The following is a 25,359-nucleotide window of genomic DNA, read 5'->3' on the forward strand; positions in this document are numbered from 1 at the left end:
AGGTAATCCAATGGCTGGACCCCAGCGCCGCGGAAGCGGTGCCGGTGGCGGCGAGCGGCGGGACCGGAAGGGTCGCGACGGCGGCCCTGCCGCCGAGAAGACCGCTTACGTTGAGCGCGTTGTCGCGATCAACCGCGTCGCCAAGGTTGTCAAGGGTGGTCGCCGCTTCAGCTTCACCGCGCTGGTCGTGGTGGGCGACGGTGACGGCACCGTAGGTGTCGGTTACGGCAAGGCCAAGGAAGTTCCCGCGGCCATCGCCAAGGGTGTCGAGGAAGCCAAGAAGAACTTCTTCAAGGTTCCGCGCATCCAGGGCACCATCCCTCACCCGATCACGGGTGAGCGTGCCGCGGGCGTCGTGCTCCTGAAGCCGGCTTCCCCCGGTACCGGTGTTATCGCCGGTGGCCCGGTGCGCGCCGTTCTGGAGTGCGCCGGCGTTCACGACATCCTGTCGAAGTCGCTCGGCTCTTCGAACGCGATCAACATCGTGCACGCGACCGTGGCGGCCCTCAAGGGCCTGCAGCGTCCCGAGGAGATCGCGGCTCGCCGTGGTCTGCCCCTCGAGGACGTCGCCCCCGCGGCTCTGCTTCGTGCACGTGCTGGGGCGGGTGCGTAATGGCTCGCCTCAAGATCACGCAGACGAAGTCGTACATCGGCAGCAAGCAGAACCACCGCGACACTCTGCGTTCGCTCGGGCTCAAGCGCCTGAACGACGTGGTCGTCAAGGAGGACCGCCCCGAGTTCCGCGGAATGGTGCAGACCGTCCGCCACCTCGTGACGGTTGAGGAGGTTGACTAACATGGCTGAGAACAGCCCGCTGAAGGCCCACAACCTCCGTCCCGCCCCCGGCGCCAAGACCGCGAAGACCCGTGTCGGTCGTGGTGAGGCGTCGAAGGGTAAGACGGCCGGTCGTGGTACGAAGGGCCAGAAGGCCCGTTACCAGATCCCGCAGCGCTTCGAGGGCGGGCAGATGCCCCTCCACATGCGTCTGCCGAAGCTCAAGGGCTTCAAGAACCCGTTCCGCACCGAGTTCCAGGTCGTGAACCTGGACAAGCTCGGCGCGCTCTACCCCGAGGGTGGAGAGGTCACGGTGGCCGACCTGGTCGCCAAGGGCGCGGTTCGCAAGAACAGCCTCGTCAAGGTCCTGGGCCAGGGCGAGATCTCCGTGGCGCTGCAGGTTTCGGTTGACGCCGTTTCCGGCTCCGCCAAGGAGAAGATTGCTGCCGCAGGCGGCACTGTCACCGAGCTCGTCTAAGACGAACTCAGTGATTAAATAGCTGAAACCCGACCGGGGATGCCTCACATTTGGGGCATCCCCGGTTGGTCGTTCCACGGGGGGCAGTATCGCCGGTAAGGTGGCCTGCACCTTTAGCTTTGTCGTATACGTCGATCCCTCAGACCGTCACCTCTGACGCAGTAGCGCGGGGGTCGCAGGAGGCACCGTGCTCACCGCGTTCGCCCGGGCGTTCAAGACGCCCGACCTGCGCAAGAAGCTGCTCTTCACGCTCGGCATCATCATGCTGTTCCGGCTGGGGTCTCACATCCCCGTACCCGGCGTGAGCTACAAGAACGTTCAGATCTGTGTCGACCAGGCCGGGAGCAGCAACAGCCTCTTCGGTCTCGTCAACATGTTCAGCGGCGGTGCGCTGCTGCAGATCACGATCTTCGCGCTCGGCATCATGCCGTACATCACGGCGAGCATCATCCTGCAGCTGCTGACCGTGGTCATCCCGAAGCTGGAGAACCTCAAAAAAGAGGGTCAGTCCGGCACGGCGAAGATCACTCAGTACACCCGCTATCTGACGGTCGCCCTCGCGATCCTGCAGGGCACCGGCCTCGTCGCCACGGCCAAGAGCGGTGCACTCTTCCAGGGCTGCCCGGCCGCCACTCAGATCGTCCCCGACCGTTCGATCTTCACCATGGTCGTCATGGTCCTCACCATGACCGCCGGTACCTGCGTCGTCATGTGGCTCGGTGAGCTCATCACCGACCGCGGCATCGGCAACGGCATGTCGATCCTGATGTTCATCTCGATCGCCGCCGGCTTCGTCGGCGCCCTGTGGACCATCAAGCTCCAGGGCAAGATCGCCGACGGCTGGGTCGAGTTCGGCGTGGTCATCCTCGTCGGCCTCGCGATGGTCGCCCTGGTGGTCTTCGTCGAGCAGGCGCAGCGCCGGATCCCGGTCCAGTACGCGAAGCGCATGATCGGCCGCCGTGCCTACGGCGGTACGTCCACCTACATCCCGCTCAAGGTGAACCAGGCCGGTGTGATCCCGGTCATCTTCGCCTCGTCGCTGCTGTACATCCCGGCGCTGATCGTTCAGTTCAGCGGTTCGCAGGCCGGCTGGGCCACCTGGATCCAGAAGCACTTCGTCAAGGGCGACCACCCGTACTACATCGCGGCCTACTTCCTCCTGATCGTCTTCTTCGCGTTCTTCTACGTGGCGATTTCCTTCAACCCCGAGGAAGTTGCAGACAACATGAAGAAGTATGGTGGGTTCATCCCGGGTATCCGCGCCGGTCGACCCACGGCCGAGTACCTGAGCTACGTACTCAACCGGATCACCTGGCCGGGGTCGCTGTACCTGGGTCTCATCGCTCTTGTGCCGACGATGGCGTTGGCAGGCTTCGGAGCGAACCAGAACTTCCCGTTCGGCGGGACGAGCATCCTGATCATCGTGGGTGTGGGTCTGGAAACCGTGAAGCAGATCGAGAGCCAGCTCCAGCAGCGTAATTACGAAGGGTTCCTCCGCTGATGCGAATCGTCCTCGTCGGACCGCCCGGTGCGGGCAAGGGAACGCAGGCGACTGTCCTTGCCAAGACCCTGTCGATCCCGCACATCTCCACGGGCGACCTGTTCCGGGCCAACATCAGCCAGGGCACCGAGCTGGGCCGCCGGGCGAAGGCGTTCATGGATGCCGGTGACCTCGTCCCCGACGAGATCACCATCGGCATGGCCAAGGACCGCATGGAGCAGCCGGACGCCGTGAACGGCTTCCTGCTCGACGGCTTCCCGCGCAACGTCTCGCAGGCCGAGGCCCTCGACGTGATGCTCCAGGCCGCGAGCATGAAGCTCGACGCCGTCCTGGACCTGGAGGTCGAGGAGGACGAGGTCGTCAAGCGCCTCGCCGGCCGGCGTACGTGCCGCAATGACGGCGCGCACGTCTTCCACGTCGCGTACCACCCGCCGAAGGTCGAGGGTGTCTGCGACATCTGCGGCGGCGAGCTGTACGTGCGTGAGGACCAGTCCGAGGACGCGGTCCGCAACCGGCTGGACGTCTACCACACGCAGACCGAGCCGATCATCGACTACTACAAGGCCCAGGGCCTCGTGTCGACGATCCCGGCCCTGGGTGAGGTCGCGGAAGTCACGCAGCGTGCGATGGACGCCCTCAAGAAGTAGTTCTCCCTTGCTGTGAAAGTTCGGCCGCGGTGTCCTTCGGGCGCCGCGGCCGTACTGTTGATACGACCCAGAAGACCCAGAAGACCCAGAAGACCCAGTTCCGAAGGTGGAAGGCACGGCATGGTGCAGCTCAAGACCCCCGAGCAGATCGCGAAGATGCGTGAGGCGGGGCTGGTCGTCGCGGCGATCCACGCGGCGACCCGTGAGGCGGCCGTTCCGGGTGCCACGACGCGCGATCTGGACATGGTGGCCCGCAAGGTCATCGCGGACGCCGGAGCCAAGTCGAACTTCCTCGGCTACGGCGGCTTCCCCGCCACCATCTGCACTTCGGTGAACGAGGTCGTCGTCCACGGCATCCCCGACGACAAGACGGTCCTCAAGGACGGCGACATCATCTCGATCGACGCCGGTGCGATCGTCGACGGCTGGCACGGCGACGCCGCGTACACCGCCTTCGTGGGCACCGGGCACGCGCCTGAGCTCGTGGAGCTCTCCCGGGTGACCGAGGAGTCCATGTGGGCCGGCATCGCCGCCATGAAGCTCGGCAACCGCCTCGTGGACATCTCGAAGGCGATCGAGACGTACATCAAGCGCCAGCCGAGGCCGACCACCGGTGAGCACAGCCTCGGCAAGTTCGGGATCATCGAGGACTACGGCGGTCACGGCATCGGGTCCGAGATGCACATGGACCCCCACCTGCTGAACTACGTCTCGCGCAAGCGGGGCAAGGGGATCAAGCTCGTCCCGGGCATCTGCCTGGCGATCGAGCCGATGGTCTCCCTGGGCACGGCACAGACCGAGGTCCTGGCGGACGACTGGACGGTCATCACGACGGACGGCACCTGGTCCTCGCACTGGGAGCACTCCATCGCGCTGACGGAGGCCGGGCCGATCGTCCTGACCAGTCCGGACTGCGGCAAGGCGAAGCTGGCGGAGTACGGAGTCACCACGGCTCCCGACCCTCTAGCTTAATGATCTAGTCTCTGGGGCACACTTTCCGGATTCGTCTTTCTGGGTGCCCTGTCGTAGACTGACTCGTCGGCTCCTTTGCACCCGCATGTCCTCATGCGAAGCGGGGAGCTGATCAAGGTAGCCGATTCGAAAGGCGAAGCGTGGCCAAGAAGCAAGGTGCCATCGAAATCGAGGGCACCGTGATCGAGTCCCTCCCGAACGCGATGTTCAAGGTGGAACTTCAGAACGGTCACAAAGTCCTCGCGCACATCAGTGGCAAGATGCGCATGCACTACATCCGCATCCTGCCCGATGACCGGGTTGTCGTGGAGCTCTCCCCGTACGACCTGACGCGTGGCCGGATCGTCTACCGATACAAGTAGATCTTGTCTTCACTCCGTCTGGGCGTCTTGTCCCGGCGGGTGGTGGCACTGACCCGGAGAACCTCACCAACATGAAGGTCAAGCCGAGCGTCAAGAAGATCTGCGACAAGTGCAAGGTGATCCGCCGTCACGGTCGGGTCATGGTCATCTGCGACAACCTGCGCCACAAGCAGCGCCAGGGCTGACGCACGCCGACCGACCTGCACTACGCAGTTCTTCGCGCGACGTAAGAAAACGTACATACGCAGAACCCGCCCAGCCCTGACCAGGGCCGGCGGCACCTCCGGCGGGGGCCGGGGACCCGGACGTACCACCACCCATCAGGCGTGGTCGGCGGCCGGGGTTCGGTTCTGCGGAAGACCCCCGAACACACAGGAGCCATTGAATGGCACGCGTTTCCGGTGTTGACATCCCGCGCGAAAAGCGTGTGGAGATCGCACTTACCTACGTCTTCGGTGTCGGTCGCACCCGGTCCAAGGAAATCCTTGCGGCCACCGGTGTGAACCCCGACACCCGCGTTCGTGACCTGGCCGAAGAGGACCTCGTCAAGATCCGCGAGTACGTGGACGCCAACCTCCGCACCGAGGGTGACCTCCGCCGCGAGATCCAGGCCGACATCCGTCGCAAGGTCGAGATCCAGTGCTACCAGGGCATCCGCCACCGTCGTGGCCTGCCGGTGCACGGTCAGCGCACCAGCACGAACGCGCGTACCCGCAAGGGCCCGCGTCGCGCGATCGCCGGTAAGAAGAAGCCGGGCAAGAAGTAGTCCTGTTCAGCGGTCTTGCGCTGTAGGACCGACCACCTCCCGTAGGAGATTTAGATGCCCCCCAAGGGTCGTCAGGGCGCTGCCAAGAAGGTGCGCCGCAAGGAAAAGAAGAACGTCGCTCATGGGCACGCCCACATCAAGAGCACGTTCAACAACACCATCGTTTCGATCACGGACCCCGCGGGCAACGTGATCTCCTGGGCCTCCGCCGGCCACGTCGGCTTCAAGGGCTCGCGCAAGTCCACCCCCTTCGCCGCGCAGATGGCCGCCGAGTCGGCCGCCCGTCGCGCGCAGGAGCACGGCATGCGCAAGGTTGACGTCTTCGTCAAGGGTCCGGGCTCCGGCCGCGAGACCGCGATCCGCTCCCTCCAGGCCACCGGCCTCGAGGTCGGCTCGATCCAGGACGTCACCCCCACCCCGCACAACGGCTGCCGCCCGCCGAAGCGCCGCCGCGTCTGACGCAGCGGACGCACCTGTGCGTCTTTGAGTGTCCGGGCGGTACGACCCCTTCGGGGGCCGTGCCGCCCGTACCCTTGCAGTAGCCGTACTCCGGTACGGCATCCCGTCGGGCGTCAAATAGTGGGCGTCCACGAATGAAGGAACACAGACATGCTTATCGCTCAGCGTCCTTCGCTGACCGAAGAGGTCGTCGACGAGTACCGCTCGCGGTTCGTGATCGAGCCGCTGGAGCCGGGCTTCGGCTACACCCTCGGCAACTCCCTGCGCCGTACGCTCCTGTCCTCGATCCCGGGTGCCGCTGTCACCAGCATCCGCGTGGACGGCGTCCTGCACGAGTTCACCACCGTGCCGGGCGTCAAGGAAGACGTCACCGACATCATCCTCAACATCAAGCAGCTGGTCGTCTCCTCGGAGCACGACGAGCCGGTCGTGATGTACCTGCGCAAGCAGGGTCCCGGCCTGGTCACCGCTGCCGACATCGCGCCCCCGGCCGGTGTCGAGGTGCACAACCCGGACCTGGTCCTCGCCACGCTCAACGGCAAGGGCAAGCTGGAGATGGAGCTGACCGTCGAGCGCGGTCGCGGCTACGTCTCCGCCGTCCAGAACAAGCAGCTGGGCCAGGAGATCGGTCGCATCCCGATCGACTCCATCTACAGCCCGGTCCTCAAGGTCACCTACAAGGTCGAGGCGACCCGAGTCGAGCAGCGCACCGACTTCGACAAGCTGATCGTCGACGTCGAGACCAAGCAGGCCATGCGCCCGCGTGACGCCATGGCGTCCGCCGGCAAGACCCTGGTCGAGCTGTTCGGTCTGGCGCGCGAGCTCAACATCGACGCCGAGGGCATCGACATGGGCCCGTCCCCCACGGACGCCGCCCTGGCCGCCGACCTGGCGCTGCCGATCGAGGAGCTCGAGCTCACGGTCCGCTCGTACAACTGCCTCAAGCGCGAGGGCATCCACTCCGTGGGTGAGCTCGTGGCGCGTTCCGAGGCCGACCTGCTCGACATCCGCAACTTCGGTGCGAAGTCGATCGACGAGGTCAAGGCGAAGCTGGCCGGCATGGGCCTGGCCCTCAAGGACAGCCCGCCCGGATTCGACCCGACCGCCGCCGCCGACGCCTTCGGCGCCGACGACGACGCGGACGCCGGTTTCGTCGAGACCGAGCAGTACTGATCCATCCCGCCGCCGGCGGTTGAGGTCCTTGGCCCCAATCGCCGGCCGGGCTTGGTTTTGATCTTTCCCGCGGCATCCGCCTCGGGGGAACTGACACCGGTACCTGACACGGCCGGTGCAGATATGAAGGAGTAACACCATGCCGCGTCCCGCAAAGGGTGCCCGTCTGGGCGGCAGCGCCGCGCACGAGAAGCACCTCCTCGCGAACCTCGCGAAGGCGCTCTTCGAGCACGGCCGCATCACCACGACCGAGGCCAAGGCCCGTCGCCTGCGTCCCTACGCCGAGCGTCTGGTCACCAAGGCAAAGAAGGGCGACATCCACAACCGTCGCCTGGTGCTGCAGACGATCACGGACAAGAGCATCGTGCACACGCTGTTCACCGAGATCGCCCCGCGCTACGAGAACCGCCCCGGTGGTTACACGCGCATCACCAAGATCGGCAACCGTCGTGGCGACAACGCCCCGATGGCCGTGATCGAGCTGGTCGAGGCCCTTACGGTCGCCCAGCAGGCCACTGGTGAGGCCGAGGCCGCCACCAAGCGCGCCGTGAAGGAGGCGGAGGCCGCCGAGGCTCCCGCCGCCGAGGAGACCAAGGAGGCCTGATCCCCTCCGGGATCACGCTGAACGGCTCTGAACGGGCCCGCCCCTCTCCGGGGCGGGCCCGTTTGCCGTTCGTCGGAAAGACGCAGCTGAGAGGATCGGTCACGTGAGTGACGAGGTGGAGCCCGGGCACGTCCGGGTGCGGCTGGACCTGAGCTACGACGGCAAGGACTTCTCCGGCTGGGCGAAGCAGCGCGTGCTGCGGACCGTGCAGGGCGAGCTGGAGTCGGCCCTGCAGACCGTGATGCGGCTGCCGGACCCGGTCGAGCTGACCGTCGCCGGGCGCACCGACGCCGGCGTGCACGCGCGCGGGCAGGTCGCACAGTTCGACCTGGCCGAGGAGGTGTGGGCCGAGCACCACGACAAGCTGCTGCGCCGCCTCGCGGGGCGGCTGCCGCACGACGTACGGGTGTGGAGGGCCGCCGAGGCCCCCGAGGGCTTCAACGCGCGCTTCTCCGCCATCTGGCGCCGCTACGCCTACCGCGTCGGCGACCACCAGGCCGGGGTGGACCCGCTGCGCCGCGGTCACGTCCTGTGGCACCAGTGGCCGCTCGACGTCGACGCCATGAACGAGGCGGCCGCGGCCCTGCTCGGCGAGCACGACTTCGCCGCGTACTGCAAGAAGCGCGAGGGCGCCACGACCATCCGTACGCTCCAGCAGCTCAGCTGGGAGCGCGCCGAGGACGGGATCGTCACCGCGACCGTCCGTGCCGACGCCTTCTGCCACAACATGGTCCGCTCGCTGGTCGGCGCCCTGCTGCACGTCGGCGACGGCCACCGGCCGACCGACTGGCCCGGGAAGGTGCTGGCCGCGGGCGTACGGGACTCCTCGGTGCACGTGGTCAAGCCGCACGGGCTGACCCTGGAGGAGGTCGGCTACCCGGCCGACGAGCTGCTGGCCGCCCGCAGCAAGGAGGCCCGGAACCTGCGCACGCTGCCGGGCGCGGGCTGCTGCTGAACCGCGGCTAATCCGTTTGGGCGGATCGCGGCCGGACCTGGACAATGCCCCGCATGGGACATCTCGAAGCCAGCCACCTGGAGTACTACCTTCCCGACGGGCGGGTTCTGCTCCCCGACGTCTCCTTCCGGGTGGGGGAGGGGTCGGTGGTCGCCCTGGTGGGGGCGAACGGGGCCGGCAAGACCACCCTGCTGAAGCTGATCTCCGGCGACCTCCAGCCGCACGGCGGCGGGGTCACCGTCAGTGGCGGGCTGGGCGTGATGTCGCAGTTCGTGGGCTCGGTCCGGGACGAGACGACCGTACGGGACCTGCTGGTCTCGGTCGCCCAGCCGCGGATCCGGGAGGCCGCGAAGGCCGTGGACCACGCCGAGCAGCTGATCCTCACGGTCGACGACGAGGCCGCGCAGATGGCGTACGCGCAGGCGCTCAGCGACTGGGCCGACGTACAGGGCTACGAGGCGGAGACCCTGTGGGACGTCTGCACGATGGCCGCGCTGGCCATCCCGTACGACAGCGCGCAGTTCCGCGAGGTGCGCACGCTGTCGGGCGGTGAGCAGAAGCGGCTGGTCCTGGAGGCGCTGCTGCGCGGGCCGGACGAGGTGCTGCTGCTCGACGAGCCGGACAACTACCTCGACGTCCCGGGCAAGCGGTGGCTGGAGGAGCAGCTGAAGGCGACCCGCAAGACCGTGCTGTTCGTGTCGCACGACCGGGAGCTGCTGTCCACGGCCGCCGAGAAGATCATCAGCCTGGAGCCGAGCCCGATGGGCACGGACGTGTGGGTGCACGGCGCGGGCTTCGGGACCTACCACGACGCCCGCAAGGAGCGCTTCGCCCGCTTCGAGGAGCTCAAGCGGCGCTGGGACGAGGAGCACGCCCGCCTGAAGGCCCTGGTGCTGCGGCTGCGCAACCAGGCGGCGTCCAGCCCCGACATGGCCTCGCGCTACAAGGCGATGCAGACCCGCTTCCAGAAGTTCGAGGAGGCCGGTCCGCCGCCGGAGCCGCCGCGCGAGCAGGACATCCGGATGCGGCTCAAGGGCGGGCGTACCGGCGTGCGCGCGCTGACCGTGGAGAACCTGGAGCTCACGGGCCTGATGAAGCCCTTCTCCCTGGAGGTCTTCTACGGGGAGCGGGTCGCGGTGCTGGGCTCGAACGGCTCCGGCAAGTCGCACTTCCTGCGGCTGATGGCGGGCGAGGACGTCAAGCACACCGGCACCTGGAAGCTGGGCGCCCGGGTGGTTCCCGGCCATTTCGCGCAGACGCACGCGCACCCCGAGCTGTTCGGGCGCACGCTCGTCGACATCCTGTGGACGGAGGCCGCCAAGCCGCTCGGAGCGGCCATGGGCGTGCTGCGCCGGTACGAGCTGGAGCGTCAGGGCGACCTGCCGTTCGACAAGCTCTCGGGCGGTCAGCAGGCGCGTTTCCAGATCCTGCTGCTGGAGCTGGCCGGGACCACGGCGCTGCTGCTGGACGAGCCGACGGACAACCTCGACCTGGAATCGGCGGAGGCGCTGCAGGACGGCCTGGAGGCCTACGACGGCACTGTGCTGTGCGTCACGCACGATCGCTGGTTCGCGCGCACATTTGACCGTTACCTGGTCTTCGGTTCGGACGGTGTTGTGCGGGAGACTCAGGAACCCGTCTGGGACGAACGTAGGGTCGAACGCAAGCGCTAGGGGAGACCGCCCCCGGCGAGCGGAGCGAGGGGGAGGCGTTGTGGGGCTGCGGCCTAGCATCTGGCTCATGAAGTGGGACCGCCCGTCCTCGGGGAACAGGCTGGTGGACTGGCTGCTCCGGCCGGCGCCCCGCTCGTGGCGGGCGGTGTCCCTCGCCGTCCTCCTCGCCATCGCCGTCTCCACGAGCCTGCGGGCCAACTGGGGCTCGGACAACGCCTTCGTCGTGAAGGCCGCGGACTCGCTGCTGGCGGGCGTCTCCCCGTACGACGACAAGCGCTTCCTCTACCTCCCCAGCGCCGTGATCATGGCGATCCCGGAAGCGCTGCTGCCGACGACCCTGTTGCGGTGGGTGCTCCCGCTGGGGATGACCGGGCTCGTGGGCATCGGCTGGTGGGCCTCGCTGAAGCTCTTCTCGGTGCCGCTGCGCTCACGCTTCGCGGTGGGCGGCTTCGCACTGTTCGCGCTGCTCTACAAGCCGTATCTGAACCTGGTGCTGATCGGGAACTGGACGGCCATTTCGGCGGCCGCGCTGCCGGTCGCGCTGCTGCTGGCGCACCGGCGGCACTGGGTGGCGGCCGGGCTGGTGGTGGGGCTGGCCATCGCCTGCAAGCCGATGCTGGTGCCGATCGCGGTGCTGTTCGTCCTGGCGCGGCAGTGGCGGGGGCTGGGCGCGGCGGTGCTGGTGCCGGTGGGGATCTCGCTGGCCGGCGCGCTGATAATGCCGAGCCCGACGCTGTTCTTCACCAAGACCCTGCCGTTCCTGCTCCAGGGACAGGACGCGTACGCCCTGCCCTGGGACGCCTCGCCGATCGCGGTGCTGCCCCGGCTCGGGCTGGCGGCGCCGGTGGCGGTGCTGCTCGCCTTCGGCGGGGCCGCGGTCGGGCTGTGGGGAGCCTGGCAGCGGTGGCGGCGCGGCGAGGCGGACACGGACGGGGGCGAGCTGAGGCTCGTCGAGACGGCCTGCATGGTGATGCTCGCCGCATTCCTGGTGTCGCGGCCGTCCTTCGACCACTACCTGCTGGTGGTGCTTCCGCTGCTGCTGGCGTCGGGGGTGCGGGCGGGCTCGATGCCGCGCTCGCCCTGGTTCTGGGCTGCCGTGGTGCCTCAGATGGCGGGGATTCCGTGGCCTTCGGAATTGGCGGCCAAGCGGCGGGCATTCAGGGACATGGTGACCCTGTGCGCGCTGGCCGGGCTGCTGGCGCGGCGGTGTTTGCGGCCGAGCCGGGTTACGCTGGAAGTCGTACGAACTGCGGGGTCCCCACCCAGGACCGATCCGGAGTGCACCGCGAAGCCAGTCGAGGCGGCATCGCGGACCGCGTTTTGACCCTTCCAGGTCTTCACGGGTATCCTGCTGGTTCGTTATGCGTATTGGCTTGCTCATTCTCACGTGAATTGGCCTTACGCCGGTCCACCGGGCCGATGACCAGCGGTACACACGGGTTGCGTCCCCGATGTGAACCAGGGCTGTCGTGATCGTCCGTGGTGACCCATGTCAGGACCCGTCCCTTCGGGCTCACCCCCCGGGGATGACCCACCACTGAAGAAGCGAAGGCATACGCGTGCGTACGTTCAGCCCCAAGCCCGGCGACATCTCGCGCCAGTGGCTCGTCATCGACGCTCAGGACGTTGTCCTCGGCCGTCTGGCGACCCAGGCCGCTGCCCTCCTGCGGGGCAAGCACAAGCCGACTTACGCCCCCCACATGGACATGGGCGACTTCGTCATCATCGTCAACGCCGACAAGGTTCACCTGTCCGGCAACAAGGCGACCCAGAAGATGGCGTACCGCCACTCCGGTTACCCGGGTGGTCTCCGCTCGGTCCGTTACGACGACCTCCTGGCGAACAACCCGGAGAAGGCCGTCGAGAAGGCCATCAAGGGCATGCTCCCCAAGAACACCCTGGGCCGTCAGATGCTCTCGAAGCTGAAGGTCTACTCGGGCGACACGCACCCCCACGCTGCCCAGCAGCCGGTGCCGTTCGAGATCACCCAGGTCGCGCAGTAGTTCCGGCCACCCCCTAAGACGTAGAAAATTCTGAGGAGCATCGTGGCCGAGACCACCGCCGAGACGACCCCCGTCGACGAGTTCGAGGGCAACGTCGAGGAGTACACCAGCGAGTCCGAGGTTGTCGTCGAGGGCGACTACACCTCCGAGTCCCTTGCCGGTCGCTTCGGCGACCCCCAGCCGGCCGCCGGCCTGGGCCGTCGCAAGAACGCCATCGCCCGCGTCCGGATCGTTCCGGGCACCGGCAAGTGGAAGATCAACGGTCGCACCCTTGAGGACTACTTCCCCAACAAGGTGCACCAGCAGGAAGTCAACGAGCCGTTCAAGCTCCTTGAGCTGGACAACCGCTACGACGTCATCGCCCGCATCTCGGGTGGCGGCGTCTCCGGCCAGGCCGGCGCCCTGCGCCTCGGTGTGGCCCGTGCGCTGAACGAGGCGGACGTGGACAACAACCGCCCGGCGCTGAAGAAGGCCGGCTTCCTCTCCCGCGACGACCGTGCGGTCGAGCGCAAGAAGGCCGGTCTCAAGAAGGCCCGTAAGGCTCCGCAGTACAGCAAGCGTTAATCTGCGCCTGCTGTTCTGCAACGAAACCGCCCCGGCAGCACTCTCCGTGCTGCCGGGGCGGTTCGTTTACCGCCACAAGCGGCAAATTACTGTCACAAGCGGTCACAAGCGAAGTGTGAACTCGGGAGGACAACAGTGGGACGACTCTTCGGGACGGACGGTGTACGAGGCGTCGCCAACGCGGATCTGACGGCTGAGCTCGCGCTCGGCCTCTCCGTGGCGGCCGCACACGTACTGGCCGAGGCGGGAACCTTCGCGGGCCACCGCGCGACCGCGGTGGTCGGCCGTGATCCCCGGGCCTCCGGCGAGTTCCTCGAGGCCGCGGTCGTCGCGGGCCTCGCGAGCGCGGGCGTGGACGTCCTGCGCGTCGGTGTGCTGCCCACCCCGGCGGTGGCGTATCTCACCGGTGCGCTGGGCGCCGACCTCGGCGTGATGCTCTCGGCCAGCCACAACGCCATGCCCGACAACGGCATCAAGTTCTTCGCGCGCGGCGGCCACAAGCTCGCCGACGAGCTGGAGGACCGGATCGAGGCCGTCTACGAGGAGCACCGCACCGGCGCTCCCTGGGACCGGCCCACCGGCTCCGGCGTCGGCCGGGTCTCCGACTACACCGAGGGCTTCGACAAGTACGTCGCCCACCTCATCGGGGTCCTCCCCAACCGCTTCGACGGCCTGAAGGTCGTCCTGGACGAGGCGCACGGCGCGGCAGCCTTCGTCTCCCCGGAGGCCTTCGCCCGGGCCGGAGCCGAGGTCATCACGATCGGCGCCGAGCCGGACGGCCTCAACATCAACGACGGCTGCGGTTCCACCCACCTCGGGCTGCTCAAGGCGGCCGTGGTCGAGCACGGCGCCGACTTCGGCATCGCGCACGACGGCGACGCCGACCGCTGCCTGGCCGTGGACGCCACCGGCGCCGAGGTCGACGGCGACCAGATCCTCGCGGTGCTGGCCCTGGCCATGCGCGAGGCCGGGCAGCTGCGCGAGAACACCGTGGTCGGCACCGTGATGTCGAACCTGGGCTTCAAGCTGGCGATGGAGGCCGAGGGCATCCACGTCGTGCAGACCGGAGTCGGCGACCGCTACGTGCTGGAGTCGATGAAGGAGAACGGCTACGCGCTGGGCGGCGAGCAGTCCGGCCACGTGATCATCCTCGATCACGCGACCACCGGTGACGGCACGCTGACCGGCCTGCTGCTGGCGGCACGGGTCGCGGCCACCGGCAAGTCGCTGGCGGAGCTGGCCGGGGTCATGCGGCGGCTGCCGCAGGTGCTGATCAACGTCCCCGACGTGGACAAGTCCCGGGTCGGGACCTCGGCCGAGCTGGCCGCGGCGGTCGTCGACGCGGAGCGCGAGCTCGGCAGCACCGGACGGGTGCTGCTCCGTTCGTCCGGTACGGAGCCGCTCGTTCGGGTGATGGTGGAGGCCGCCGACATCGAGCAGGCCCGCGCGGTGGCGGGGCGCCTCGCGGACGTCGTGAAGGCGGCGCTCGGCTAGGCCACGGCACCTGCCCCACGGCACCTGCCCACGGCCCCGTCGCCCCGGACATCCGGGACGGCGGGGCCGTTGTCGTCCCGTCAGTTCCCGCCCGGCGAAGGGGTGATGACCCCGTCGATCTTCGAACGGATGGTCGGGCTGATAGCCTCACCAGGCCGTAAATACGGTCGGTGGGCAAGGGGGATGCGCAGTGGTGCGACCGGACGAGCCGGCGGGGGAGACGCCGGAGCAGCTGAAGAAGCGGGCGGACGACCTCAGGGCCTGCGCCCGCAGGGCGCGTGCGATCGCCAAGGCGCTCGGCCCGCATCTCGACGCCGCTGCCAAGAAGGCCCAGCAGGCCGATCCGCCGGTCTGGCGAGGTCCGTTCGCCACGCAGTCCACGGCGCGGATCGTCAGCCGCCGGGGCACGCTCAACCAGATGGCGTCCGCCCTCATGCACGACGCCGGCCGCTGGGACACCGAAGCGGGCCGCCTCGACGAGCAGGCCAAGACGGCCGCGGCCAAGCAGACGACGGGGCCGGGCAATTGAGCGAGTTCCGCGGCTTCGACACCGCCGAGATACGCGCCCTCGCGTCCAGCCTGCGCAAACTGGGGACCGACGCCCGCGGCATGCACCGGGACCTGGCCGGCGTACTCACCGAGGCGGCCCAGCTGATGAACGGCAAGCCGGCCACCACCGACCCGTTGCTCCAACCGCTGGTCGGCGAGCTCTTCGTGATGCCGTCGTTCTTCGGCGGGCCCAGCTCGATGCCCGCGGTGCTCGACAACGAGCTCGGCGACATGGCCGGCTCCATGGAACGGCGCAGCAAGCAGCTCGACGAGTGCAAGATCCTCATCGAGCACGGATACGCCGTCGACACCCCCCTCCTCTTCGCCGACGAAGTCGCCCCCAACGAGAAGCACATCAGCGACGCGCTGAAGAAGATCAAGGAGCTCGACGGCAAGGACTTCGGCACCAACGGCAACCGCGACGACCTGGAGAAGGTCAAGAGCATGCTGGAGGGGATGACCGCCGCCGAAATCGACGCCTTCTTCGACCGCGTCCCCGAGGCCGACCTGGGGCGCTACAACGGCCTGATGAACGACACGGGCGACAGCGGCTGGAAGTGGTGGGACGAGAACGGCCTGCCCGCGGGCGAGCGCCGTGACCACCTCAGCCTCATCCTCGCCAAGTTGGGGCCCGCGCACTGGGCGAAGGCGCAGGCCGCGTTCCCCGGGATGCAGCCGGGATTCGACACGACGGACGCCTTCCTGGACGGCCGGAACTCGCAGTCCGGCGCAGAGGCCAAAGGAATGCACTGGGGCGTCCCCGGCGACCCCCTCTTCGCGCCTGGCTCCGACGGCAGGGAGATCACGGCCGCCGACATCAACCAGGGGCGGTTCGCCGACTGCTGGTACATCGCGTCGCTCACCTCGACGGCCCAGGTCAACCCCCAGTTCATCCGGGACGGGATCAAAGAGAACCCCAACGGCACCGTCAACGTCCGCATCTGGGACAAGGACGGAAACCAGCGCTGGGTCACCGTCACCCCCGACCTGCCGCTGGACGAGAACGGCAATCCCATGACCGCCCACGCCAAGGGCGCCACGTGGCCGGCGTATTACGAGAAGGCCTTCGCCCTCGTCTACGGGGGCGACGACGGCGGTGCGCCCAACGGGCACGTCGGCGACAAGCGCTACGACCACAAGGAACAGGGTTCCTACGGCGCCGTCGAGTGGGACTTCAACGAGAAAGCCCCGCCCTACATCACCGGCCACGACTCCGAGGGCATCGACAACGACGTCGCTTCGGTACGCGAGAACTTCGAGTCGGGACGCCCGGTGATCGTCAGCACGGGCAACGGGGACGACGTCAAGAAGGAGGGCCAGCAGAAGTGGGGCCCGACCTTCTCCACCCGGCACGTGTACTTCGTCAAGGGCTTCGAGAACGGGAACATCGTGCTGGGCAACCCGTGGGGCCCTCCCAACAAGGACATCGTGGCCTCACCCGAGGACTACAAGAAGTTCTTCAGCAATCCGCAGGCTCTGAAGGTGCCCAAGTGAAGACCGTACGACTCACCGCGGCCGTCGGCTGCGTCCTGCTCGCCGCGGCCTGCGGCCCCTCCGCGACGAAGGCCGAGCCGGCCTCGCCATCGCCGAGTCCGTCCACCGCACGCCCCGCACCGCCCGCCGACCAGGGACCGCAGTGCGCCGGCGACTCGGCCGCGAAGGGGATCCACGTACTGCGCGGCGGCACCGTCCAGCTGCCCGGCGGCGCCGGTCCGGTGCTGTACAAGGAGGCGCGGGCGGACGGCGCGTCCCGTACCGCCGTGCTGACGAACGGCACGGGCACGGGTACGGCGCAGGCCGGGACCGAGACCTGGCCCGTGACGCCGGGCGGGTCCCTGACCGTGGGCGGCGCCGCGTACACCGTCTCGCAGATCTGCACCTACCGGGTCGTACTCACGCCGAAGGACCAGAAGAACGTGACCGAAGCGCCGAAGCCCGCCTCCGAGGCCACCTGGCCGTCCCTGGTCGACGGGCGCTTCCGCCTGCGCTGGCACGTCCCGAACAACGAGTACGGCGGGCAGTACAGCGCCGTGGTCACGGAGATCAACCCGGGTCCGCGCGCCGACATCAGCATCGCGAGCCGGGACGGCGGGGACGCCTCGTACAGCGACGCGAGGCCCGGCGACACCCTGGAGTTCGCTGGCCGGCTCTGGAAGGTGTCCGCGATCGACGCCGGCGACGGCAACCCGGCCGGCAGCAACCCGGACTCCGGCTGGGTGGACCTGCAGCTCATCGGCCCCGCCGGCGGCTGAGCCTCAGGCCTTCGGGGCCTTCGGGGCCTTCGGGGTACGGGTCCAGCGGCCGCGCTGGGTTCGCCAGAGCATCTTCTGGCCGAGCAGGGTCAGTACGCCCGCCAGCGTGATCCCGAACAGGTTCAGCAGCAGCTGTTCCGCGGAGCCCCACATCTGGGCGAATTCGCCGTAACTGAGGGCCACCGCGGCATTGGCGGCGGCCGGGACGGTGGTCACCGAGATGGCCACGCCCACCAGCGCCCCGGACTTCGCCGAGGTCAGGGAGAGCACCCCGGCCACACCCGCCAGCAGGGCCACGACGAACGAGAACGGGTCCGGCTGCCAGATGAAGCTGGTGTTCGGCCGGGGGTTCTCCAGCATCCCCCGGTCGAACAGGCCGAGCCCGTCCATGCCCAGGCTGAACACCGTGGTGGCGACGATCGCCGAGGCGAAGCCGATCAGCAGCGCCAGCAGGGAGCGCGCGGCGGGCTTCGGGGCGCGCTGCGCCAGAGCGGTGCAGATGCCGGCCAGCGGGCCGAACTCCGGGCCGACCGCCATGGCGCCCACGATCAGGATCGCGTTGTCCAGGACCACACCACAGGCCGCGATCATCGTCGCGAGGATCATGAACGCGACGTAGGTGATGGTGAGCGTGGACTCCTCGTGGGTCGCCTCGCGCAGCTGCTCCCACAACACGGCGTCGGCACCCTCGCCCGGAGCCTCCTCCTCGGCCTCGTCGGCACGCTTCGACAGCGAGAGGGCGATGTCGTCCACGGCGATCGAGCCGTCCCTGTCGACGTGCAGGGCCCGCAGCGCGTGCAGCAGCTCGTCCCCGGCCTCGCGCGCGACGTCGCACATGACGACGTCGCCCCGCGGGTCACGGGCGGCTCCGGGCAGCACGACCAGGTGGGTGGTGCCCACGGTGTCCGCGATGACCGACAGCACGGCCTCCGTGAGGTCGGTTGGCGTGATGATCCGCAGGTGCAGCATGGCCGCACCTTACGGCTAGAGCTTGCGCAGGCTCAGTTTCTGCACCTTGTGGTCCGGCCCCTTGCGCACGACGAGCGTGGCGCGGCCTCGGGTGGGGGCGACGTTCTCCAGGAGGTTGGGCTTGTTGATGGTCCGCCACATCGTCTGCGCGTACTCCAGGGCCTCCTCCTCGGAGACCTGGGTGTACTTGCGGAAGTAGGAGAAAGGATTCTGGAACGCCGTCTCGCGCAGCTTCCGGAACCGGTTGAGGTACCAGCGCTCGATGTCCTCGGGGCGTGCGTCCACGTACACGCTGAAGTCGAAGTAGTCGGCGAGGCCGACGCGGGTACGGCCGTCCTTGCCGGGCATGGCCGGCTGCAGGACGTTGAGGCCCTCGACGATCAGGATGTCCGGGCGTCGTACGACGAGCTGCTCGCCGGGGACGATGTCGTAGATCAGGTGCGAGTACACGGGGGCCGTGACCTCGTCCTTGCCGGCCTTGATGTCGGCGACGAACCGGGTGAGCGCGCGGCGGTCGTAGGACTCCGGGAAGCCCTTGCGGGAGGTGAGCCCGCGCCGCTGGAGCTCCTTCATCGGGTAGAGGAAGCCGTCGGTGGTCACCAGCTCGACGCGCGGGTGCTCGGGCCAGCGGGCGAGGAGGGCCTGGAGCAGACGGGCCACGGTGGACTTGCCGACGGCGACGGAACCGGCGACCCCTATGACGAACGGGGTGCCCTGCTGAGCGCCGTGGCCGTTGCCGGCGTCGCCGAGGAAGGTGTTCAGGGTGCCGCGGAGGTTGCTGGTGGCGCCGACGTAGAGGTTGAGGAGGCGGGAGAGCGGCAGGTAGACGTCGCGGACCTCGTCGAGGTCGATGACGTCGCCGAGGCCGCGCAGCCGCTCGACCTCGTCGGCGGTCAGTGGCAGCGGCGTCCGCTCGCGCAGGGCGCTCCACTCGGCGCGGGTGAGGTCGACGTAGGGGGAGGCGTCGGCCTTGCGGTGGGCCGGGCGCCCGGCCCGGTCGGTGCGCTCCGTTGCGCTGTCCGACGTGCTTCGTGGCGGCGAAGTGATCACACCGCCATTGTCGGGGGTCGCGGCCGGTTGTGGGTGGTGTGGTCGGTCACGTGGGGAAGTGCCCGTATGTCCCGCGGCGGGTGGGTTGTGCGCGGGGCGGTCTCGATCGGGGGCCGCCGGGGTCTCGTGGCGATCACGATGCGTGGTGCGTGCAGATAATCCGGATCCCATGGTTCCAGCGGGCCGTACATTGATGATCACCGCGGCTCGTCCATGCCGCCGCGCTTCTTTCATCGATCGTTTTCCTGTGGGGGGAATCATCGTGCGTACCGCACTCGTCCGCCGTACCGTCCTGACCGCCTCCGCGGTGTCCCTGGCGCTGCTCGCCACGGCCTGCGGCTCGGGCGCGTCCGACAAGAACGTGGACGGCGCCAGGCCGGCTCCCTCCGCCCCGGCGACGTCGGCCGCGTCCGCCGCGAAGGCCAAGACGGACGCCGAGCTGGCCGCGCTCCTCGTGACGCAGGCCGAGCTGCCGACCCACGGCGTCAAGGCGGCCACCCCGGCCGAACTCGCGGCGGCGGCCAGTGCCGGCTCCGACAAGCCCGAGTGCCTGCCGCTCGCCAAGGCGCAGTCCACGGCCCCGGTCGGCGCCGCCGTGGGCAAGGCCGGCACCAAGGCGGTCGCCAAGCCGAAGTCCGTGGACGAGGTCCTGGGCGCCACCGTCACCTCCGTCGCTCTCGCCTCGTACGAGGGCAAGGGCGCCGAGGAGGCCTTCGCCGCCATCAAGGCCGCGGCCACGGCCTGCTCCGGCGGTTACACGGGCAGCCAGGGCGGCGACTCGCTCAAGATCACCAAGGTGGTCCCGGGCACCCCCGTTACCGCCGGCGACGAGGCGCTCGCCTACACCGAGCTGGGCGACGTGGACGGCGAGACGGCCGGCATGGAGCTCGTGGTCGTCCGCAAGGGCAACGTCCTCGCCACCTTCTCGGCCGTGAGCCCGAGCGGCACCGCCGAGCAGCCGAAGGCCATCGTCGAGATCCAGGCCAAGAAGCTCGGCTGAAGCCCCGGCCCGCTCGGGCGTTCGAGCACGCGTCCACCCCGCTCCGGCGCATTCGCCGGGGCGGGGTTTTCGTCTGGTTCAGGTACGGGGCAGAGCGCCAACCACGGCGTACGCTGCGGCGTATGTGCGGAATTGTGGGTTACGTGGGAGCGCAGTCGGCGCTCGATGTGGTCATCGCCGGACTCAAGCGGCTGGAGTACCGCGGCTACGACTCGGCGGGTGTCGCCGTCCTCGCCGATGGGGAGCTCGCCTCCGTCAAGAAGGCCGGCAAGCTGGTCAACCTGGAGAAGGCGCTGGTCGGGCATCCGATGCCCGCCGGCTCCACCGGACTCGGACACACCCGGTGGGCGACCCACGGCGGGCCCACCGACGTCAACGCCCACCCGCACCTGGACAACACGGGGCGCGTGGCCGTCGTACACAACGGCATCATCGAGAACTTCGCCGTGCTGCGCGCCGAACTCGCCGAGCGCGGGCACCGGCTGGAGTCCGAGACGGACACCGAGGTCGTGGCCCACCTGCTCGCCGAGCACTTCGCCTCGTCGGCCGGGGACCTCGCGGAGGCCATGCGGCGGGTGTGCCGGCTGCTGGACGGGGCGTTCACGCTGGTCGCGGTGCACGCCGACCAGCCCGACGTCGTCGTCGGCGCCCGCCGGAACTCCCCTCTGGTGGTGGGCGTTGGGGAAGGTGAGAACTTCCTCGCCTCGGACGTGGCCGCGTTCATCGCCCACACCCGGTCCGCGATCGAGCTGGGGCAGGACCAGGTCGTCGAGCTCCGCCGCGACGGTGTCTCGGTGACCAACTTCGACGGTTCGGCCGCGACGGTGCGGGCGTACCACGTGGACTGGGACGCCTCGGCGGCCGAGAAGGGGGGCTATGACTACTTCATGCTCAAGGAGATCGCCGAGCAGCCGAAGGCTGTCGCCGACACCCTCCTGGGCAGGATCGACGCGAGCGGCTCGCTGACCCTGGACGAGGTGCGCATCCCCACCTCGGTGCTCAGGGAGGTCGACAAGGTCGTGATCGTGGCGTGCGGTACGGCGTACCACGCGGGCATGATCGCGAAGCTGGCCATCGAGCACTGGACCCGCATCCCGTGCGAGACGGAGCTGGCGAGCGAGTTCCGCTACCGCGACCCGATCCTGGACCAGCGGACGCTGGTGGTCGCGATCTCGCAGTCCGGCGAGACCATGGACACCCTGATGGCGCTGCGGCACGCGCGCGAGCAGGGTGCGAAGGTGCTGGCCATCTGCAATACGAACGGCTCGACGATCCCGCGCGAATCGGATGCGGTGCTGTACACGCATGCCGGTCCGGAGGTCGCCGTCGCCTCGACCAAGGCCTTCCTGACGCAGCTGGTGGCCTGCTACCTGGTCGCCCTCTACCTCGGGCAGGTACGGGGCACGAAGTGGGGCGACGAGATCCAAGCGGTCATCCGGGAGCTGTCGGACATCGCCGCGGCCGTGGACACCGTCCTGGAGACCATGGAGCCGGTCCGGCAACTGGCGCGCTCGCTCGCCGACAAGAACACCGTGCTGTTCCTGGGGCGGCACGTCGGCTACCCGGTGGCGCTGGAGGGCGCCCTCAAGCTCAAGGAGCTGGCGTACATGCACGCCGAGGGCTTCGCGGCGGGCGAGCTCAAGCACGGCCCGATCGCGCTGATCGAGAAGGACCTGCCGGTGGTGGTGGTCGTACCGTCGCCGCGCGGTCGGTCGGTGCTGCACGACAAGATCGTGTCGAACATCCAGGAGATCCGGGCGCGCGGGGCCCGCACCATCGTCATCGCCGAGGAGGGTGACGAGGCGGTCGTCCCGTACGCCGACCACCTGATCCGGATCCCGGCGACGCCGACGCTGCTCCAGCCGCTGGTGGCGACGGTGCCGCTGCAGGTGTTCGCGTGCGAGCTGGCGACCGCACGGGGCAACGAGGTGGACCAGCCGCGTAACCTCGCCAAGTCCGTGACCGTGGAGTAGTGGCGTAGCTGGAGCTGTGGTTGTGATTATCGGCGTCGGGATCGACGTGGCGGAGATCGAGCGGTTCGGCGCCGCGCTGGAGCGTACGCCGGGCCTGGGCGGGCGGCTGTTCGTCGATGCCGAGTTGACGCTGCCGAGCGGCGAGCGGCGCGGGACGGCCTCGCTCGCCGCCCGGTTCGCGGCCAAAGAAGCGCTGGCCAAGGCGCTCGGCGCGCCCGCCGGGATGCTGTGGACCGACGCCGAGGTGTACGTCGAGGACAGCGGGCAGCCCCGGCTGCGGGTGTCGGGGACGGTGGAGGCGCGGGCGCTGGCGCTGGGCGTGAAGTCCTGGCACGTCTCGCTGAGCCACGACGCCGGGGTGGCGTCCGCCGTGGTGATCGCCGAGGGGTAGCGGCCTCCAGCGGCCTCCAGCGGCCTCGAAAGGCCTCGAACGGCCGTCGTCGGGCAGGCTGGTGCCATGCGTACTGCTTACAGCGTGGAGACCGTACGGGCCGCCGAGCGCGAGCTGATGGCCCGGCTGCCCGAAGGCGCCCTGATGCAGCGGGCCGCGGCCGGGCTGGCCGCCGTCTGCGCCGGGCTGCTCGGGAAGGTCTACGGGGCGCGGGTCGTGCTGCTGGTCGGGCCCGGGGACAACGGCGGTGACGCGCTGTACGCCGGTGCGCGCCTGGCGCGGCGCGGGGCCGGGGTGACCGCGGTGCCGATGGATCCGCAGCGGGTGCACGCGGGCGGACTGGCGGCGCTGCGGGCCGCCGGGGGGCGCGTGGCCGCGGCCGTACCGGAGCGGGCGGACCTCGTACTGGACGGGCTCGTCGGGATCGGCGGGCGGGGCGGGCTGCGGCCGGCGGCCGCCGCGCTGGTGGAGCGGATCCCCCCGGGCGCGGTGGTGGTCGCCGTGGACCTGCCGAGCGGGGTGGACGCGGACACCGGGGAGGTGGCGGGAGCCGCCGTACGGGCCGACGTCACGGTGACCTTCGGGGCCTACAAGCCGGGCCTGCTGGTCGACCCGGGGGCGTCGCGGGCGGGCGCGCTGCGGCTGGTGGACATCGGGCTGGCGCTGGGCGCGCCCGACGCGGAGGCCTTGCAGCACGCCGATGTGGCGGGGCTGCTGCCGGTGCCGACGGCTTCGAGCGACAAGTACCGGCGGGGCGTGGTCGGGGTGGTCGCCGGGTCGTCGCAGTATCCGGGGGCGGCGGTGCTGGCGGTGGCCGGGGCGCTGCGGGGCGGTGCGGGTGCGGTGCGGTACGTGGGGCCGGCGGCGGAGTCCGTACTCGCCCGGTACCCCGAGACGCTGATCGGGCGGGGCCGGGTGCAGGCGTGGGTGGTCGGGCCGGGGCTGGGCGACGGGCGGGGCGACGAGGTCGCGCGGTGCCTGGCGGATCCGGTGCCGGTGCTGGTGGACGCGGACGGGCTGCGCGGGCTGGACGCCGCAGGGCTGCGGGTGCGCTCGGCGCCGACGGTTCTGACCCCGCACGCGGGGGAGGCGGCGGCGCTGCTGGGGGTGCCGCGGGAGTCCGTGGAGGCGGGGCGGCTGGACGCGGTACGGGGGCTGGCGCGGCGGTACGGGGCGACGGTGCTGCTGAAGGGGTCGACGACGCTGGTCGCCTCCGGCGGGGGGCCGGTTCGGGTGAATCCGACGGGTACGCCGTGGCTGGCCACCGCCGGCAGTGGCGATGTCCTGTCCGGCCTGGGCGGCTCGCTCCTGGCGGCGGGCCTGTCCGCGGTGGACGCCGCGTCCGTGGCGGCGTACCTCCACGGCCTGGCGGCCCGCCGCGCGGCCTCGGGCGCCCCTCTCCTGGCCCACCAGGTAGCGGAGGCCCTCCCGGCCGCCTGGCGGGACGTTCCCCGCTGACGCTGCGCGTCCCGCCGGCCGCCATTGCCGGGAGGCGGCATCAGCCAGAATTCAGCCGCGCCGGCGTGTGAGGCGCGGGGTCTGGGGCGGAGCCCCAGGTTCGGGTTCTGAGAGACTGTGGGGGATGAACGAGACACCGACGCGCGTGTACGCCGAGATCGACCTGGACGCCGTCCGGGAGAACGTGCGCGCCCTGCGCGAGCGCGCGCCCCGGGCCGCGGTGATGGCCGTGGTCAAGGCGGACGCCTATGGGCACGGGGCCCTCCCCTGCGCCCGCGCGGCCCTGGAGGCCGGTGCCACCTGGCTCGGAACCGCCACCCCCGAGGAGGCGCTCGCGCTGCGCGCCGCCGGGATCGGCGGCCGGATCATGTGCTGGCTGTGGACCCCCGGAGGGCCCTGGCGGGAGGCCGTCGAAGCCGATCTGGACATCTCCGTCAGCGGGATCTGGGCCCTGGACGAGGTCCGCGAGGCCGCACGCGCGAGCGGCCGTACGGCCAGGATCCAGCTCAAGGCCGACACCGGGCTCGGCCGCAACGGCTGCCAGCCCGCCGACTGGGCCGACCTCGTCGGCGCGGCCGTCGCCGCGCAGGCCGAGGGCACGGTCGCCGTCACCGGCGTCTGGTCGCACTTCGCGTGCGCCGACGAGCCCGGCCACCCCTCCATCGCGCTCCAGCTCGCCGCCTTCCGCGACATGCTCGCGCACGCCGAGAAGGAGGGCGTCGAGCCCGAGGTCCGGCACATCGCCAACTCGCCCGCGACCCTGACCCTGCCCGAGAGCCACTTCGACCTGGTGCGCTGCGGGCTGGCCGTCTACGGGGTCTCCCCGGCCCCCGAGCTCGGCACCCCCGAACAGCTCGGACTGCGGCCGGCCATGACCCTGAAAGCGTCCGTGGCCCTGGTCAAGGGCGTGCCGGCCGGGCACGGGGTCAGCTACGGGCACCACTACGTCACCGAGTCCGACACCCGTCTGGCGCTCATCCCCGCCGGCTACGCCGACGGCGTCCCGCGGCACGCCTCCGACCGCGGCCCGGTCCTGGTCGGCGGCACCATCCGGCGGGCCGCCGGACGCGTGGCGATGGACCAGTTCGTCGTCGACCTCGACGGAGACGACCGGGTACTGGTCGGCGACGAGGCCGTCCTCTTCGGCGACGCCCGCCGCGGCGAGCCCACCGCCGAGGACTGGGCTCAAGCGGCACACACGATCGCGTATGAGATCGTCACTCGTATCGGGAGCCGCGTGCCCCGGGTGTACCGAAACGGCTGAAACGGCCCGGTCGACGGCTGAGTGAGGA

The 25,359-nt window shown here is 69.7% G+C and carries 28 protein-coding genes; 26 read left to right on the forward strand and 2 right to left on the reverse strand.

Annotated elements, in window-relative coordinates:
* Window positions 1–10: 10 nt before the first annotated feature.
* From rpsE to ACFWB8_RS14595, 21 genes are all read left to right on the forward strand, one after another.
* Window positions 11–613 carry a 30S ribosomal protein S5 gene (rpsE, locus tag ACFWB8_RS14495; RefSeq protein ID WP_053682615.1) on the forward strand — a complete coding sequence of 201 codons (603 nt, stop codon included), beginning with the start codon at window positions 11–13 and terminating at the stop codon, window positions 611–613.
* Window positions 613–795 (forward strand): 50S ribosomal protein L30, encoded by a 183-nt coding sequence (gene rpmD / locus ACFWB8_RS14500; protein WP_053682614.1) that lies wholly within the window; start codon window positions 613–615, stop codon window positions 793–795. Before rpsE ends, rpmD begins: the two co-directional genes overlap by 1 nt.
* Before the next feature lies 1 nt (window position 796).
* Window positions 797–1,252, forward strand: coding sequence for a 50S ribosomal protein L15 (gene rplO, locus ACFWB8_RS14505; protein ID WP_053682613.1), 456 nt, complete (start codon window positions 797–799; stop codon window positions 1,250–1,252).
* 187 nt (window positions 1,253–1,439) lie between these two features.
* Complete coding sequence (gene secY, locus ACFWB8_RS14510; protein ID WP_385225820.1) at window positions 1,440–2,753, forward strand: preprotein translocase subunit SecY; 1,314 nt, start codon at window positions 1,440–1,442, stop codon at window positions 2,751–2,753.
* Window positions 2,753–3,400 (forward strand): adenylate kinase, encoded by a 648-nt coding sequence (locus ACFWB8_RS14515; protein WP_385225822.1) that lies wholly within the window; start codon window positions 2,753–2,755, stop codon window positions 3,398–3,400. Before secY ends, ACFWB8_RS14515 begins: the two co-directional genes overlap by 1 nt.
* Window positions 3,401–3,520: 120 nt before the next feature.
* Complete coding sequence (map, locus tag ACFWB8_RS14520) at window positions 3,521–4,372, forward strand: type I methionyl aminopeptidase (protein WP_385225824.1); 852 nt, start codon at window positions 3,521–3,523, stop codon at window positions 4,370–4,372.
* Window positions 4,373–4,512: 140 nt separating this feature from the next.
* Complete coding sequence (gene infA / locus ACFWB8_RS14525) at window positions 4,513–4,734, forward strand: translation initiation factor IF-1 (RefSeq protein ID WP_003956442.1); 222 nt, start codon at window positions 4,513–4,515, stop codon at window positions 4,732–4,734.
* Between the two features lie 71 nt (window positions 4,735–4,805).
* The gene (gene rpmJ / locus ACFWB8_RS14530) at window positions 4,806–4,919 is read left to right on the forward strand and encodes a 50S ribosomal protein L36 (RefSeq protein ID WP_003956441.1); all 114 of its coding nucleotides are present in this window, start codon (window positions 4,806–4,808) and stop codon (window positions 4,917–4,919) included.
* Between the two features lie 200 nt (window positions 4,920–5,119).
* Complete coding sequence (gene rpsM / locus ACFWB8_RS14535; RefSeq protein WP_008739674.1) at window positions 5,120–5,500, forward strand: 30S ribosomal protein S13; 381 nt, start codon at window positions 5,120–5,122, stop codon at window positions 5,498–5,500.
* Window positions 5,501–5,554: 54 nt separating this feature from the next.
* Window positions 5,555–5,959 carry a 30S ribosomal protein S11 gene (gene rpsK / locus ACFWB8_RS14540; RefSeq protein ID WP_006376016.1) on the forward strand — a complete coding sequence of 135 codons (405 nt, stop codon included), beginning with the start codon at window positions 5,555–5,557 and terminating at the stop codon, window positions 5,957–5,959.
* Between the two features lie 150 nt (window positions 5,960–6,109).
* On the forward strand, window positions 6,110–7,132 hold the full coding sequence (locus ACFWB8_RS14545; RefSeq protein WP_008739666.1) for a DNA-directed RNA polymerase subunit alpha: 1,023 nt from the start codon (window positions 6,110–6,112) through the stop codon (window positions 7,130–7,132).
* Window positions 7,133–7,271: 139 nt separating this feature from the next.
* Window positions 7,272–7,736: a 50S ribosomal protein L17 gene (gene rplQ, locus ACFWB8_RS14550; RefSeq protein WP_215023458.1), complete on the forward strand. Its 465-nt coding sequence runs from the start codon at window positions 7,272–7,274 to the stop codon at window positions 7,734–7,736.
* 103 nt (window positions 7,737–7,839) lie between these two features.
* On the forward strand, window positions 7,840–8,691 hold the full coding sequence (gene truA / locus ACFWB8_RS14555; RefSeq protein ID WP_385225827.1) for a tRNA pseudouridine(38-40) synthase TruA: 852 nt from the start codon (window positions 7,840–7,842) through the stop codon (window positions 8,689–8,691).
* Window positions 8,692–8,744: 53 nt separating this feature from the next.
* Complete coding sequence (locus ACFWB8_RS14560; protein WP_385225829.1) at window positions 8,745–10,364, forward strand: ABC-F family ATP-binding cassette domain-containing protein; 1,620 nt, start codon at window positions 8,745–8,747, stop codon at window positions 10,362–10,364.
* Window positions 10,365–10,431: 67 nt separating this feature from the next.
* Window positions 10,432–11,688, forward strand: coding sequence for a glycosyltransferase family 87 protein (locus tag ACFWB8_RS14565; protein WP_385225831.1), 1,257 nt, complete (start codon window positions 10,432–10,434; stop codon window positions 11,686–11,688).
* Window positions 11,689–11,923: 235 nt separating this feature from the next.
* Window positions 11,924–12,367 (forward strand): 50S ribosomal protein L13, encoded by a 444-nt coding sequence (gene rplM / locus ACFWB8_RS14570; protein ID WP_385225834.1) that lies wholly within the window; start codon window positions 11,924–11,926, stop codon window positions 12,365–12,367.
* A 42-nt stretch (window positions 12,368–12,409) separates the two neighbouring features.
* Entirely contained in the window at window positions 12,410–12,931 is a 522-nt protein-coding gene (gene rpsI, locus ACFWB8_RS14575) for a 30S ribosomal protein S9 (protein WP_326588501.1), read from the forward strand.
* A 135-nt stretch (window positions 12,932–13,066) separates the two neighbouring features.
* Window positions 13,067–14,425 (forward strand): phosphoglucosamine mutase, encoded by a 1,359-nt coding sequence (gene glmM / locus ACFWB8_RS14580; RefSeq protein WP_385225836.1) that lies wholly within the window; start codon window positions 13,067–13,069, stop codon window positions 14,423–14,425.
* A 190-nt stretch (window positions 14,426–14,615) separates the two neighbouring features.
* Entirely contained in the window at window positions 14,616–14,954 is a 339-nt protein-coding gene (locus ACFWB8_RS14585; RefSeq protein ID WP_385225838.1) for a hypothetical protein, read from the forward strand.
* Window positions 14,951–16,468: a C2 family cysteine protease gene (locus ACFWB8_RS14590; protein ID WP_385225840.1), complete on the forward strand. Its 1,518-nt coding sequence runs from the start codon at window positions 14,951–14,953 to the stop codon at window positions 16,466–16,468. The genes ACFWB8_RS14585 and ACFWB8_RS14590 overlap by 4 nt, the downstream gene beginning before the upstream one ends.
* Complete coding sequence (locus tag ACFWB8_RS14595; protein WP_385225842.1) at window positions 16,465–17,226, forward strand: hypothetical protein; 762 nt, start codon at window positions 16,465–16,467, stop codon at window positions 17,224–17,226. Before ACFWB8_RS14590 ends, ACFWB8_RS14595 begins: the two co-directional genes overlap by 4 nt.
* A gap of 3 nt (window positions 17,227–17,229) precedes the next feature.
* Here the strand turns inward: ACFWB8_RS14595 and ACFWB8_RS14600 are convergent, their stop codons facing one another.
* Window positions 17,230–18,195, reverse strand: a complete 966-nt coding sequence (locus ACFWB8_RS14600) for a DUF389 domain-containing protein (protein WP_385225844.1) — start codon at window positions 18,193–18,195, stop codon at window positions 17,230–17,232.
* A gap of 15 nt (window positions 18,196–18,210) precedes the next feature.
* Window positions 18,211–19,245 carry a type I pantothenate kinase gene (gene coaA, locus ACFWB8_RS14605; protein WP_385225846.1) on the reverse strand — a complete coding sequence of 345 codons (1,035 nt, stop codon included), beginning with the start codon at window positions 19,243–19,245 and terminating at the stop codon, window positions 18,211–18,213.
* A gap of 262 nt (window positions 19,246–19,507) precedes the next feature.
* On the opposite strand from coaA, the gene ACFWB8_RS14610 reads away from it, so the two are divergent.
* From ACFWB8_RS14610 to alr, 5 genes are all read left to right on the forward strand, one after another.
* Window positions 19,508–20,245 carry a hypothetical protein gene (locus ACFWB8_RS14610; protein WP_385225848.1) on the forward strand — a complete coding sequence of 246 codons (738 nt, stop codon included), beginning with the start codon at window positions 19,508–19,510 and terminating at the stop codon, window positions 20,243–20,245.
* Window positions 20,246–20,367: 122 nt separating this feature from the next.
* A complete protein-coding gene (gene glmS / locus ACFWB8_RS14615) occupies window positions 20,368–22,218 on the forward strand; it encodes a glutamine--fructose-6-phosphate transaminase (isomerizing) (protein WP_385225850.1) in 1,851 nt (616 codons plus the stop codon).
* A gap of 22 nt (window positions 22,219–22,240) precedes the next feature.
* Complete coding sequence (locus tag ACFWB8_RS14620) at window positions 22,241–22,609, forward strand: holo-ACP synthase (protein ID WP_385225851.1); 369 nt, start codon at window positions 22,241–22,243, stop codon at window positions 22,607–22,609.
* A gap of 66 nt (window positions 22,610–22,675) precedes the next feature.
* Window positions 22,676–24,067, forward strand: a complete 1,392-nt coding sequence (locus ACFWB8_RS14625; protein WP_385225853.1) for an NAD(P)H-hydrate dehydratase — start codon at window positions 22,676–22,678, stop codon at window positions 24,065–24,067.
* A 124-nt stretch (window positions 24,068–24,191) separates the two neighbouring features.
* Window positions 24,192–25,331 (forward strand): alanine racemase, encoded by a 1,140-nt coding sequence (gene alr, locus ACFWB8_RS14630; protein WP_385225855.1) that lies wholly within the window; start codon window positions 24,192–24,194, stop codon window positions 25,329–25,331.
* Window positions 25,332–25,359 lie beyond the last annotated feature (28 nt).

Origin of the sequence: Streptomyces sp. NPDC060031 (assembly GCF_042736805.1) — a bacterium.
Lineage (GTDB): Bacteria > Actinomycetota > Actinomycetes > Streptomycetales > Streptomycetaceae > Streptomyces.